The sequence below is a fragment of the Bradyrhizobium sp. 192 genome, from assembly GCF_023100965.1.
In the GTDB taxonomy this organism is placed as follows: Bacteria; Pseudomonadota; Alphaproteobacteria; order Rhizobiales; family Xanthobacteraceae; genus Bradyrhizobium; species Bradyrhizobium symbiodeficiens.
This window is the reverse complement of the sequence record NZ_CP064690.1, coordinates 4,254,829-4,267,154: the sequence shown is the minus strand read 5'-3', so window position 1 is coordinate 4,267,154 and position 12,326 is coordinate 4,254,829. Positions and strand designations below refer to the sequence as shown.

At 62.4% G+C, this 12,326-nt stretch carries 15 protein-coding genes; 8 read left to right on the top strand and 7 right to left on the bottom strand.

Annotated features, from left to right (window positions below; genetic code table 11):
- Positions 1 to 35 precede the first annotated feature (35 nt).
- The 3 genes from IVB24_RS19370 to vsr form a co-directional block, all read right to left on the bottom strand.
- On the bottom strand, positions 36 to 431 hold the full coding sequence (locus IVB24_RS19370; RefSeq protein WP_247768118.1) for a hypothetical protein: 396 nt from the start codon (positions 429 to 431) through the stop codon (positions 36 to 38).
- A gap of 122 nt (positions 432 to 553) precedes the next feature.
- Positions 554 to 1,810, bottom strand: a complete 1,257-nt coding sequence (locus IVB24_RS19365; RefSeq protein WP_247768117.1) for a serine hydrolase — start codon at positions 1,808 to 1,810, stop codon at positions 554 to 556.
- 108 nt (positions 1,811 to 1,918) lie between these two features.
- Positions 1,919 to 2,311, bottom strand: coding sequence for a DNA mismatch endonuclease Vsr (vsr, locus tag IVB24_RS19360; RefSeq protein ID WP_247768116.1), 393 nt, complete (start codon positions 2,309 to 2,311; stop codon positions 1,919 to 1,921).
- Between the two features lie 272 nt (positions 2,312 to 2,583).
- On the opposite strand from vsr, the gene IVB24_RS19355 reads away from it, so the two are divergent.
- From IVB24_RS19355 to IVB24_RS19340, 4 genes are read left to right on the top strand one after another with little or no spacing between them, the layout of a single operon-like run.
- Positions 2,584 to 3,237, top strand: a complete 654-nt coding sequence (locus IVB24_RS19355; protein ID WP_247768115.1) for a DUF262 domain-containing protein — start codon at positions 2,584 to 2,586, stop codon at positions 3,235 to 3,237.
- Positions 3,192 to 3,671 (top strand): hypothetical protein, encoded by a 480-nt coding sequence (locus IVB24_RS19350; RefSeq protein ID WP_247768114.1) that lies wholly within the window; start codon positions 3,192 to 3,194, stop codon positions 3,669 to 3,671. The genes IVB24_RS19355 and IVB24_RS19350 overlap by 46 nt, the downstream gene beginning before the upstream one ends.
- Positions 3,668 to 4,384, top strand: coding sequence for an MAE_28990/MAE_18760 family HEPN-like nuclease (locus IVB24_RS19345; protein WP_247768113.1), 717 nt, complete (start codon positions 3,668 to 3,670; stop codon positions 4,382 to 4,384). The genes IVB24_RS19350 and IVB24_RS19345 overlap by 4 nt, the downstream gene beginning before the upstream one ends.
- Complete coding sequence (locus IVB24_RS19340) at positions 4,381 to 5,436, top strand: DNA cytosine methyltransferase (protein ID WP_247768112.1); 1,056 nt, start codon at positions 4,381 to 4,383, stop codon at positions 5,434 to 5,436. Before IVB24_RS19345 ends, IVB24_RS19340 begins: the two co-directional genes overlap by 4 nt.
- Positions 5,437 to 5,494: 58 nt before the next feature.
- Here the strand turns inward: IVB24_RS19340 and guaA are convergent, their stop codons facing one another.
- Positions 5,495 to 7,093 carry a glutamine-hydrolyzing GMP synthase gene (gene guaA / locus IVB24_RS19335; protein ID WP_247768111.1) on the bottom strand — a complete coding sequence of 533 codons (1,599 nt, stop codon included), beginning with the start codon at positions 7,091 to 7,093 and terminating at the stop codon, positions 5,495 to 5,497.
- A 149-nt stretch (positions 7,094 to 7,242) separates the two neighbouring features.
- Between guaA and IVB24_RS19330 the strand changes: the two genes are divergently transcribed.
- On the top strand, positions 7,243 to 7,614 hold the full coding sequence (locus tag IVB24_RS19330; RefSeq protein WP_247768110.1) for a nuclear transport factor 2 family protein: 372 nt from the start codon (positions 7,243 to 7,245) through the stop codon (positions 7,612 to 7,614).
- Between the two features lie 34 nt (positions 7,615 to 7,648).
- Here the strand turns inward: IVB24_RS19330 and IVB24_RS19325 are convergent, their stop codons facing one another.
- A complete protein-coding gene (locus IVB24_RS19325; RefSeq protein ID WP_247768109.1) occupies positions 7,649 to 8,101 on the bottom strand; it encodes a helix-turn-helix domain-containing protein in 453 nt (150 codons plus the stop codon).
- Positions 8,102 to 8,198: 97 nt separating this feature from the next.
- Between IVB24_RS19325 and IVB24_RS19320 the strand changes: the two genes are divergently transcribed.
- The 3 genes from IVB24_RS19320 (at position 8,199) to IVB24_RS19310 (ending at position 10,335) form a co-directional block, all read left to right on the top strand.
- Positions 8,199 to 9,467, top strand: a complete 1,269-nt coding sequence (locus IVB24_RS19320) for an MFS transporter (protein ID WP_247768108.1) — start codon at positions 8,199 to 8,201, stop codon at positions 9,465 to 9,467.
- 60 nt (positions 9,468 to 9,527) lie between these two features.
- Positions 9,528 to 9,860 (top strand): DHCW motif cupin fold protein, encoded by a 333-nt coding sequence (locus IVB24_RS19315; RefSeq protein WP_247768107.1) that lies wholly within the window; start codon positions 9,528 to 9,530, stop codon positions 9,858 to 9,860.
- Between the two features lie 265 nt (positions 9,861 to 10,125).
- Positions 10,126 to 10,335 (top strand): cold-shock protein, encoded by a 210-nt coding sequence (locus IVB24_RS19310; RefSeq protein ID WP_008141931.1) that lies wholly within the window; start codon positions 10,126 to 10,128, stop codon positions 10,333 to 10,335.
- 199 nt (positions 10,336 to 10,534) lie between these two features.
- Here IVB24_RS19310 and IVB24_RS19305 read toward each other — a convergent pair whose 3' ends face one another.
- Together IVB24_RS19305 and IVB24_RS19300 are read right to left on the bottom strand one after the other, a co-directional pair.
- Positions 10,535 to 11,836, bottom strand: coding sequence for an RsmB/NOP family class I SAM-dependent RNA methyltransferase (locus tag IVB24_RS19305; RefSeq protein WP_247768106.1), 1,302 nt, complete (start codon positions 11,834 to 11,836; stop codon positions 10,535 to 10,537).
- Positions 11,837 to 11,870: 34 nt separating this feature from the next.
- Positions 11,871 to 12,293, bottom strand: coding sequence for an MAPEG family protein (locus tag IVB24_RS19300; RefSeq protein ID WP_166474866.1), 423 nt, complete (start codon positions 12,291 to 12,293; stop codon positions 11,871 to 11,873).
- Between the last annotated feature and the right edge of the window lie 33 nt (positions 12,294 to 12,326).

Here is a 12,326-nt window from a genome sequence, read left to right as displayed (position 1 = left end):
CGATCTCAGGCTGAGACGCCTTCCACGCTGCGCGTTCAGCGGCCACGTCCGGCCGATCCTGCTCGCTGGCGTGCGATGTTTTTTTTGAACGTGATGTTGCGACGATCGAAGAATCGCCAGATCACGCTCGGCACGAAACGCTCGCCGTGGACTTTGAAGAGATGGTCAGCGATCTCGGCCAGCGTCATGTCAGGCGTAACCTTGACCAGGGAGAGGATCTCCGCAGCGTGACCCTCGATCCGAGCTGAACGCCGGTCTCCGCCCTGCGTTCCCGCCTCACAGGCGCCGGTCCTTCGCCACTCGCCAACCAGTTCGATCGCTGTCGAGGGCGCCACGCCGAACCGAACAGCGGCGCCCCGACGGCTCATGCCTTCATCTTCCACAGCCCGAATAATACGAATGCGAAGGTCCGGCGACAGCGGTTTAGCCATGGGGGCTGGCCTCCATCACCAGCCCTCAGGGTGAATCACGATTTGCCTCGCAAGGGAATCCCCTACCGATTCCGACAGGTTGGAAAATGCTCTAGTCGCCGGGCTACGAAGAGGCCCGCGCCCTACCCGCCCGCCATCAGCGCCTTCGCCAGCGCCATATAGGCCGGCAGCGTCACGGGATCGTTGGCGGCGTTGCCGGCGACGGGGTGCGAGGCGTAGCGCGCGATCACCATCTCGGCCTTGGGATCGATGTAGATGCCCTGGCCATAGACTCCGCGCGCCATATAGGCGCCGTGCGCGTTGTGGCTGACCCACCATTGATTGCGATAGGAGGCGCCGGGCAGCGTGGTGTAGCCGGCGGGCTTGAACTTTTCGGGGTCGCCGCCGCACGCGATGTCTTCGACCACTTGCGACGGCACGATCTGGCGGCCGTTGAAGCGGCCGTGATTGCGCATGGTCTCGCCGAAGCGGGCGAGATCGCGCAACGTCGTAGAGAGACCGCCGCCGCCGCTTTCGGTGCCGATGCGATCGACGTGATAATGCGCGTCCTCCTCGGCCCCCATCGGCTGCCAGATCCGCTCCGACAAGAGCTCCGCAAGCGTCAGGCCGCTGACGCGCCGGCAGATCCACGCGAGCACATCGGTGTTGACGGTCTTGTAGGCAAAGGCCTTGCCGTGCTCGCCCTGCTTTGTCTGCGCGATCAGGAAATCGAAGATGTTGGTCGGGCCGTCATAATCCGGCGGGATCGGCGCCATGCCGTTGGCGCGCCGCAGGCCCCACACATCCGAATTCTTGTCGGTATAGACCTCGGTGTAGGCGAGCCCCGTGGTCATATCCATGACCTCGTGCACGCGCGCGTCGCCGAACGCGCTCGCCTTCAGCTCCGGCACATAGTCCGTGACCGGCGCCTGCGGATCAATCTTGCCCTCGCTGACCAGAAGCCCCGCGAGCACGCCGGTGAACGACTTCGTCACGGACATGCCGATATGCGGCTTGTGCGGCTTCAGCGCGCCAAAGTAACGCTCATAGATCAGCTTGCCCCGATGCAGCACGGCGATGCCGTCGGTGTAGGTCTCCTCCAGCATCTGCGCGAAGGTCATGGGCCGGCCGTCCATCGTGGTTGAGGCGATCGCGCCGATGTCCTGCTCCGCCCGCGGCAGCGGCGACGCAGGCCCCTGCCCGCGCCAGACATTCACCGTCGGCACGAGCTGGCGGATGTTGGACCAGGCCCAGCGGAGTTCGGGGAAATTGCGGAAGGAGCCGTCCTGGAAGGTGACGAGGCGATCGGCGGACGGCGGGAAGCCGCGCATCCAGCCGAGGGTTTCGGGGTCGGTTGAGATGGCGGTGCCGGGCGGGTGGATGCGAGTGGGAGCGGACATGAAGGCGAACTCGGACGGGGAGATGAATGGATCGTAGCACGGGCGGACATGGCGCACATCCCGCGTTTATCTGGGGAATGATCATCGGACCGATCACAGATTCGCGGATCATCCGCCCCTTTTCTGCTTCTTGAGTCCAAATTGGGTTCTTAATTTCTCCTTCAGCGCCTCGGGCCGACCGGTCTCGCATTCCCAAATGGTCAGCACCCGCCAACCCGCATCAACCAGCGCCTGCTCGATCCCGTGATCTCGAGAGACATTGCGATTAAATTTCTCGCGCCAGAACTCAATGCGCGTCTTAGGCATAGTGGCCTTGGGGCATCCCGCGTGACGATGCCAAAAGCAACCATGGACGAAGATAACCGTCCTGTGCTTCGGCAGAACAATATCGGGCCTACCAGGCAAGCCGCGTTGGTGGAGTCTGAATCGCAATCCCGATCCATGCAGGAGCCTGCGAACAATTAGCTCTGGACCGGTATGGGCCTGTCTGACAGCGCGCATTATGCGGCTTCGCGTACTGTCGACGGGGCTATCGGAGGTGGGGGGACGACGTGGGGTCATCAATCGCCTTGTATGCATCGAAATGCTCGTTCACCGAAATTCCAATCGCGCTATATTCTGAAGGCCCATGGGCGATTCTTCGGACATCGGTGTCGGTAGCCGGCCTGTTTCTGTGGAGAGGGTGAGAGACCTTCCATTTAGTTGGCACCCACTACTCCATAGTCGGCCAGATATGGCTATAACGTAATTTCTGAGGTAACCGGAGGATCTGAGTGGCAAAGAAAGCCCCCAGCAAGGACGATATTGCGGCAGCCGAGGCCGCCCTCTCGACTGTCTCGCGTCAGGTCAAGTTCACCATCGCGGAATATCCCATATCCGTTTACGTCGAGCGCTTCCCGAACGACGAAACGGGGCGATATTTCGTCCCCACTTACCAGCGAAAATTGGCTTGGGGAATCCACCAGCAGTCCGAGTTTATTGAGTCGCTTCTTGTGGGCCTCCCAATACCCTTCATGTTTTTCTATCAGATGCACGACGGTCGCATGGAGATCGTTGATGGATCTCAGAGAATGAGAGCTATGCGTGCCTTCTTGAAGGGCGACCTGCGTCTTATCGATCTAGTGCTCGTGCCCGAACTAAATGGCTTTTCATTTCATGACTTGCCGCAGGAGCGACGTAACAAGCTGGAAGACGTCACCATTCGAACAATCGTGCTCGATACCAGCACAGATCCGTCGACACGAGCCGAGATGTTCGCGCGCATCAATAGGTCTGGCACGGTTGCGAACGAAGCCGAGATTCGGCGCGGTTCGCTGCCGGGGCCCGTGACCAAACTGATCCAAGAACTGGCAGAAAGCCCCAATTTGTGGCTGCGACGCCCATGTCGGAGAAGGTTGTCGATCAGCGAGAGCGCGAAGAACTCGTGACTCGTTTCTTCGCGTATCTCAATGGGTGGGATACTCCGGCTGGCCGCTTCCCGAATTATCGAGACCGCCCCAAGAAGTACCTCTACGATTACTTAAAGTCAGCGAACGATGCAGCGGCCACCGATCCCGGCTTGACCGGAAACATGAGACTAGAATTCGAGCGAATGCTGGGAGTGGTACAGAAGCTGTTCCCAAATGGCTTTCGCAAGAACGCCACCGCTAATACGATTCCCCGGGTCCGGTTCGAAGCCATTGCGACCGGTACGGCGCTGGCGCTTCGGCAGAAACAGGATTTGGACATAACCTCGGAACAAGTGGTTGCGCAAATGAAGGAGAAGGCATTCGACAAGATTGTCGTGTCCGACGGGGCCAACGTTCGAAGTAAGTTAGAGGGGAGGATCGAGATAGTCCGCGCGATTCTGGTGAATGAATGACCACTCTCCAAACAGCCTTAGAGATACGTCGCGAGGAATTTGATGCGCATTTCGCTCTAGCTCATGCGCTTGAAGATAGGATGATGCTCGAAGTTGATGCATCGCTTGGAACTGTGACCCTGTCGGCCCGGCATATTAATACGGTGAAATCTGGCCTTGTTGTACACCTCTACAACATCGAAGAAGCGATCATGAACCAAGTTCTTCAACATTTGGGGAACGCCCTTGGCTCCGCTGATCCGCGACGGTGGACGGAACACTCTTTGCGCGAGTGGCTACGCGAAAGCATCGTTAGTCGCATTGCCGAAGGGAACGAGGACGGCAGACTTGCGACAGTTTATAAGACATCGACCTTACTGCTAACGCAACCAGCGCTCGGGCCGCAGACGCTAAAAAAACCGTCAGGCACGTGGGATGACAAGGTGATAGCACTCTTTGCAAAGCGCATGAATGTAACCTTCAACATGCCTCCCGAGATGTGGCAACGTATTGAAGCGACACCCAAGTATGGCGACAAGACCCCACTTCAATTTCTCGCCAAACGACGAAACGCTATCGCTCACGGGAGGCGTTCATTCGAAGATGGCGCCAGTGATCTCCGACTTGAAGATATTCGGAAGCTTGCTGACATCACGCTTGACTATATGGGCTACGCGACCGAAGCGTTCCAGGCGCATGTTGCAAATGACGCACACCTTGTTCCCGTCCCATGACTCAGAATTCGCAGATTTCCGCTGTTGATCTATTCTGCGGAGTAGGCGGCCTAACTCACGGCCTGTCGCAGGCCCAGATCGACGTGCGTCTTGGTGTCGACATCGACCCGGCCTCCCAATACCCGTTTGAAAAGAACAATAGCGCAAAATTTCTCTTAGCCGATGTGTCAGTTCTGAACGCCGAAACAATTACCCAGAGTTTCGTTCCTGGAACGACGACCCTCCTCGCAGGATGTGCGCCCTGCCAGCCTTTCTCAACATACTCTCAGAAGGCAAAGCGAAACGGGAAAACTCGCCAAGATCGCGGGCGCAAAGACGACTGGAGATTGGTCGAGCGCTTCGGCCAACTCATCGAAGAAGTGCAGCCAGATCTTGTTACCATGGAGAACGTGCCGCCCCTCTTGAGAGCTCCAGTGTACAAGCGATTACTGGACAGGCTTCAGGGCTATTGGGTGGACGCGCAGGTGATCGATTGCCAAACGATTGGTCTCCCACAAACTCGTAAGCGTCTTGTGCTTGTAGCCTCTCGACTTGGACCGATTACGCTACCACAATTCGATCGAAAGCAAAGATCGGTGCGTTCAACCATCGGCGGACTGCCACCGTTGGGAGCCGGCGAAATGGACCCCAACGACCGGATTCATCGCGCAAGCGCTCTAAGCAAAGTCAACCTGAAGCGGATACGTGCCTCGGTTCCCGGCGGAACTTGGCGAGACTGGCCGGAGAAGCTCAAGGCGGACTGCCACCTCCGTGAGACGGGTGCTACCTATCCATCGGTATACGGGCGCATGAAATGGGACGAACCGTCTCCGACGATCACTACACAATGTTTTGGGTATGGTAATGGCCGCTTTGGGCATCCCGAGCAGGATCGCGCGATCAGCCTCAGGGAAGCGGCAATGCTTCAGGGCTTTCCCCGCAAGTATTCTTTCCTACCTGACAATGAGCCGGTTAGTTTTGCGACCTTGGGGAGACTGATTGGGAACGCGGTCCCGGTCACCTTGGGCAAAGCGATAGGGGAGATATTGGTCGAGCACGTCGCCTCGCGGTAAGGCAACTTTCGCGGATAAAGAGGATCGATGTCTTGCCAAAGCGGATTGATCACTCCCCCTACTCCCACTCAATCGTCCCAGGCGGCTTGCTCGTCACATCATACACCACCCGGTTCACGCCCTTCACCTCGTTGATGATGCGCGTCGCGGTCTCGCCGAGAAACTTCATGTCGAAGGCGTAGAAGTCCGCGGTCATGCCGTCGGTGGAGGTGACGGCGCGGAGGCCCACGACGAAGTCGTAGGTGCGGCCGTCGCCCATGACGCCGACGGTCTTGACCGGGAGCAGCACCGCAAAAGCCTGCCAGATGTCGTCGTAGAGGCCGTGCTTGCGGATCTGGTCGATGTAGACGGCGTCGGCCTTGCGCAGGATGTCGAGCTTGTCGCGGGTGATGTCGCCGGGGCAGCGGATGGCGAGGCCGGGGCCCGGGAACGGGTGGCGGCCGACGAAGATTTCGGGCAGGCCGAGCTCGCGCCCTAACTTGCGCACCTCGTCCTTGAACAGCTCGCGCAGGGGCTCGACGAGCTTCATGTTCATGCGCTCGGGCAGACCGCCGACATTGTGGTGCGACTTGATGGTGACTGACGGTCCGCCGGTGAAGGAGACGCTCTCGATCACGTCGGGGTAGAGCGTGCCCTGCGCGAGGAAGTCGGCGCCGCCGATCTTCTTGGCCTCCGCCTCGAACACCTCGATGAAGAGGCGGCCGATGGTCTTGCGCTTGGTTTCGGGGTCGGTGACGCCTTCGAGCTCGCCGAGGAACTGCTTCGAGGCATCCACGTGCACGAGCGGGATGTTGTAGTGGTGGCGGAACAGGTCGACGACCGTCTTGGCTTCGTCGAGGCGGAGCATGCCGTGGTCGACGAACACGCAGGTGAGCTGGTCGCCGATGGCTTCGTGAATCAAGACGGCCGCGACCGCGGAATCGACGCCGCCGGAGAGGCCGCAGAGCACCTTGCCCTTGCCGACCTGGGCGCGGATTTTTGCGATCTCCTCCTCGCGGAAGGCGCGCATGGTCCAGTCGCCGCTAAGGCCCGCGATCTTGCGGACGAAATTGCGGATCAGTTTTGCGCCGTCGGGCGTGTGCACCACTTCGGGGTGGAACATCAGGCCGTAATATTTGCGCTTCTCGTCCTGGATGATCGCGAACGGCGCGTTCGGCGAGGTGCCGGCCACAGAGAAGCCCGGCGGCATCTTGGTGATGCGGTCGCCGTGGCTCATCCAGACCTGGTTCTTGCCGCCCGGCGACCAGACGTCCTCGAACAGCTTGCTCGGCGCCTTCACCTCGACATCGGCGCGGCCGAATTCGCGGTGATGGCCGCCCTCGACGGTGCCGCCGAGCTGCTCCGCCATGGTCATCTGGCCGTAGCAGATGCCGAGCACGGGCACGCCGGAGGCGAAGATCAACTGCGGCGCGCGCGGGGAGCCTTCCTCATGCACCGACTCCGGCCCGCCGGAGAGGATCACCGCTTTCGGCTTCATCTCCTTGAAGGCCTGTTCGGCCTTGTTGAACGGGACGATCTCGCAATAGACGCCGTCCTCGCGCACGCGGCGCGCGATCAGCTGCGTCACCTGGCTGCCGAAGTCGACGATGAGAATCTTGTCATGCGCCGAGGCCACGGAGGGCGTCGACGCGGAGCGGTCGTTCTGTGCTGCTGTCATGGCCAGCAGATACGCGACGTGCGACCGGCCCGCAACCGCGCGGGGCACGCACCCACATTCTTCTTTGGGCATGGACAAATGAAAATAGGTCAGTATTATTGACCTAATGAGCTCCGGATCACACAGGAGCCCAATCAGGGAGAACGTTCATGTCACCGCACCATCAGCCATCAACGCTCGCCGAGCTCGGCCGGACCTGGGTCGAAGCCTGGAATTCGCGCGATCTCGAACGCGTGCTGGCTCTCTACGACGAGGCCGCCGTGATGACCTCGGACCGCATCCCCATGATGGGGTTCGATGCCAGCGGCACCGTGCGCGGCAAGGCGGCGTTGCGGTCCTATTGGAGCAAGGCGCTCGGGCTGATCCCGAACCTGCATTTCACGGTGATCGAATTGTTCGTCAGCCCGGACAGCGTGGTCGTGTTCTACGCCAACGAACGCGGCAAGAAGATCTGCGAATATCTGCGGGTGAACGAGGCCGGACTGATCGTGCAGGGCTCGGCGAACCATCTGCCGCACTGACGCCGCGATCCCGGCTTGAAGAGCCCCCGCGCATTCAGCGCTTGCGCGCGCCGGCCTTTCTCACCCTGGTGTCGGACCATGTCAGCGGCCGGCCGGCCCGAGAGGGAAGCACGAGCTTGCCGACCGGCTGGCCCGCCTCGTCCACCAGATCGGAATGCACTTCGCCTCGGGCGAACAGATTGGCCTCGCCCCACTGGCGCAGGCTGACGACGACCGGAAACAGGTCGCGCCCCTTCTTCGTCAGCGCATATTCCTGATAGGCGCTGCCGTCGGAGGCCGGAACCGCTTCGAGCACGCCGAGCTCCACCAGCCTGTGCAGGCGCGCGCTCAGCATGCCCTTGGCAATGCCCAGATTCTTCTGGAAATCGCCGAACCGGCGCAAGCCATCGAAGGCATCGCGCACGATCAGCAGCGACCACACGTCCCCGATGGCATCGAGCGCGCGCGCCACCGGGCAGCTCGCCTCGGCAAAACCGGTCCGCTTCATTCGCAGCCCCCTTCAGACTGGTCCTAAAATAGGACTAGACAGCATCTGATGCAACTGGTCTTATTTTAAGACCAGTTGGAAGACGCCGGAGACGACGATGACGGGGAACGACACCGCGACAGCGGGACTGAAAGCCGGTGACATCGCCGGCAACTTGACCGGGCGCGGGCTCTCTCCCGCGATGGCGCTGCTGTTCGCGCTGACCTGCGGCCTCAGCGTCGCCAACATCTACTTCGCGCAGCCCCTGCTCGACGCCATGGCGCGCGATCTCGACATCGCCCCCGCCGCGATCGGCATGGTGGTGACATTCACCCAGATCGGCTACGCACTCGGCCTGATCCTGATCGTGCCGCTCGGCGATATCAGGGATCGCCGCCGCCTGATCGTCGGCCAGACCGTGCTGTCGGCCATCGGGCTCGTCGTGGTCGGCACTGCGACGCACGCCGCGGTGCTGCTGGCCGGAATGGCGCTGGTCGGCGTGCTGGCCGTCGTCGTCCAGGTCCTCGTTGCCTTTGCGGCGACGCTGGCGACGCCGGACGGGCGCGGCCGCGCCATCGGCACCGTCACCAGCGGCGTGGTCGCGGGCATCCTGCTGGCGCGGTTCGCCTCCGGCGCCCTTGCCGATATCGGCGGCTGGCGCATGGTCTATTTGGTCTCGGCCGGCCTCATGCTTAGCCTGGCCGCCCTGCTTCTGCGCGTGCTGCCGCCCGGCCGGCCGAGCGCGATGGCCGGAGCGTCCTACAAATCGTTGCTGCGCTCGACGGCCGCGCTGTTTGCCGAGGAGCCGCTGCTGCGCGAGCGCGCGCTCTTTGCGTTCCTGATCTTCGCCGATCTCAACGTGTTCTGGACGTCGATCGTGCTGCCGCTCTCGGCGCCTCCCTTTGCGCTGTCGCACACCACGATCGGGTTGCTCGGCATCGCCGGATTCGCCGGAGCACTCGCGGCGCGCAATGCCGGGCGCCTCGCCGATCTCGGATGGGGCCAGCGCACCACCGGGCTCTCGCTGATGCTGATGCTGGCGGCGTGGGCTGCGATCGCCTGCCTGGAAACCTCGCTCTGGTTCGTGGTCGCAGGTGTCATCATGCTGGATTTCGGCCTTCAGGCCGTGCATGTGACCAGCCAGAGCCTGCTCGTCGCGGCGCGCCCGGATGCGGCCAGCCGACTGATCGGCGGCTACATGGTGTTCTACTCGGTCGGAAGCGCTGTTGGCGCGATCGCGTCGACGATGGTGTATGCGATGGCCGGCTGGATCGGCGTCTGCATGCTCGGCGCCGGGATCAGCGCCGCCGCGCTGCTGGTCTGGGTCATGATTGCGAGCAGGATGCAGGTGCCGGCCGAGTGCGCACTGACGCACCAGCAAAGATGAGGACTGCGGCGGTCGCATCCGATAACAAGGGCTCCGCCGGCACCAAGACAGGACCTCCTCATGAAGCTCCCCACCTCCCCCTTTACCGTCACCGACTGGAGCATGGTCAGCCCGACCACACATGCCGGCGAGCGCGGTAAGGCCATTTGGCGCACGCTCAACATCGGCGATCTCCGGGTCCGGATGGTGGAATATTCGCCGGGCTATCTGGCCGACCATTGGTGCGATCGCGGCCACGTGCTCTACGTGCTGAAGGGCGAGCTGGACAGCGAGCTGCGCGACGGGCGCAAATTCAAGCTGACGGCGGGGATGAGCTACCAGGTTTCGGACTTCGGCGACGCCGCGCACCGGTCCTCGACCGCGACGGGGGCGACGCTCTTCATCGTGGACTGAGATCCGCCCGGCGGTTAATTTGCACCGCAAAATAGCAAACTCGTGCGACGTGCCGGGTCGCGGGTGGTGCCTTGAACTGGCCCCAAATTCTCGCTATATTGTGATCATCGATACTTGGCCGAACGACTGGGCCGCTTCGCTTCGTTGCTGACGGGCGCGCACGCTTCAGATGACTTCTCCAAACATCGACTGAACAGGGCTATGGGCGCAATGCTGCGTACCGGTCCACGTGCGTAGGCTCTTTAACTAACTAGAGGAAATTCCCATGGCTATGGGCACCGTGAAGTGGTTCAACACCCAAAAGGGTTATGGTTTCATCCAGCCGGACGACGGCCAGAAGGACGTATTCGTGCACATCAGCGCCGTCGAGCGCGCTGGCCTCTCCTCCCTCAACGAGGGTCAGAAGGTCTCGTTCGACATCGTCGCCGATCGTCGCAGCGGCAAGTCCTCGGCTGACAATCTCCGCGTCGGCTAACGCCAACGCACCGTTCTGACCACGGACGTACCGGCAGAACGCTAAGCTTGAAAACCCCGCGACCGGGATCCGGTCTGCGGGGTTTTTGTTTGGGCAACTGTCATTCCGGGGCTCGCGGAATCCATCGAACCGCACATACTGCCGCGCGATGGATTCCGGGCTCGCCCTGCGGGCGCCCCGGAATGACGGCGGAGTTTGGTCAGCCGACCTTCTTCAACACCGACACGAAAAACCCGTCGGTCCCGGTCCGCCGCGGCGTCATCAGCCAACCCTCCGGCGACTGCAGCGCGGCCTCGCCGAACGCCTCCGCCTTGTCCCAGAGCACGCTCGCGGTCTGCACGGGCGGGACGGGCGCGAACTCGGGATGGCGCGCGACGAATGCCCTCACCTGCTCGCCGTTCTCTTCCGACAGCACCGAGCAGGTGATGTAGGCGATGCGGCCACCGGCCTTCACCAGCGGCACCGCGCGCTCCAGCACCTCGGTCTGGTCGCGCAGGCGAATCTCCAGCGCGCCGGGGCGCATGCGCCATTTGGCGTCGGGGTTGCGGCGCCAGGTCCCGGTTCCCGTGCAGGGCGCATCGATCACGACGAGATCGGCGGTGCTGCTGATGTCGGCCAGGGGATCGGCGTCGCCCTTGGGCGTGCGGACATCGGCATTGTGGACGCCGGCGCGTGACAGCCGTTCGTGGATCGGCGCGAGCTGGCGCTTGTCGCTGTCGGTCGCGATCAGCCGGCCCTTGCCCTGCATCAGGGCAGCGAGCGCCAGCGTCTTGCCGCCCGCACCGGCGCAGAGGTCGATCACCTGCTCGCCGGGCTTTGCCGCGGTGAACTGGGCGGCCAGCTGCGATCCCTCGTCCTGCACTTCAATCGCGCCCTTGATGAAATCCTCCTCGGCCTGGATGCCGGGGTTGCGCGCATCGGCCGAAAGCGCGATGCGCAAGCCCGTTGCCGACCAGGGCGTCGGTTTCGCATGAAGATGAGCAAGCGACTGCAGCGCCTTGTCGCGATTGGATTTTAGCGTGTTGACGCGCAGGTCGAGCGGCGCCCGGCTGGCCATCGCGGCCGCCTCCGCCGCGCGGTCCTCGCCGAACACTTTTGCAAGGTGCGAATCGAGCCATTCCGGATAGTCGCCGGCAATCGCGGCCGGCGCGTCCTTGAGGGAACGATGGCTGAGCGCCGCCTCCTCGGCCTCGGTCAGCGGCGCCGGCGCGAAGCGGCTGCCGTCGAACAACGCGCCCATCGTGGCCGTGTCCATGTCGCGCTCGAGCCGGAGCATGCCGATCAGCCGGGCACGCGCGGTATCGGACTCCATCAGGAACGCGCTCGAGGCATAGCGGCGCAGCACGTCCCAGACCAGGCCGGCGATGGCGGCGCGGTCGCCCGAGCCGGCAAAGCGGTGCGCGGTGCCCCACTCCTTCAGCGCCTTGGCCGCGGGCACGCGGTCCTTCTCGATGGTGTCGATCAGTTCGATGGCTGCGGACAGCCGGGCAGCGGGAGTCATTTGAATCTTTCAGATGAAATCGGACTCGCAAGAGTCAGATCAACAAGAGCATTTTTAGTGCGAAGTAGATCCACATCGCGAGCAGCACCAGCACGCCGGCGAGCCAGACCATGGAGCGCCGGCCGAGATCGTTCGAGGACACGAACACCCCGGCATGGGCGAACCGCGTCACCACGAACACCCAGGACATCAGCACGATGAAGAGATCGGCATGGCGCAGGGGCAGCGCCAGCGCGATCAGGACATAGAACAGCACCGGCAGTTCGAACTGGTTGCGGTAGCAATTGGCGATCTGCGTGGCACCCTTCGGCCAGTTCGGCTCGCCGAGCGCGATGTCGCGAATCTTGGTCTCGCCCGCGACCAGGGTGCGGCGGCGCGCCAGCACCATGCCGATCAGCAGCGCGAAGGTGAGCCCCACCTGCACGAACACAGGCAGCAGAACCATCTGGATGGACATCGGAACTTTCCCGTAAGGCGGCTCGCCGCGGAC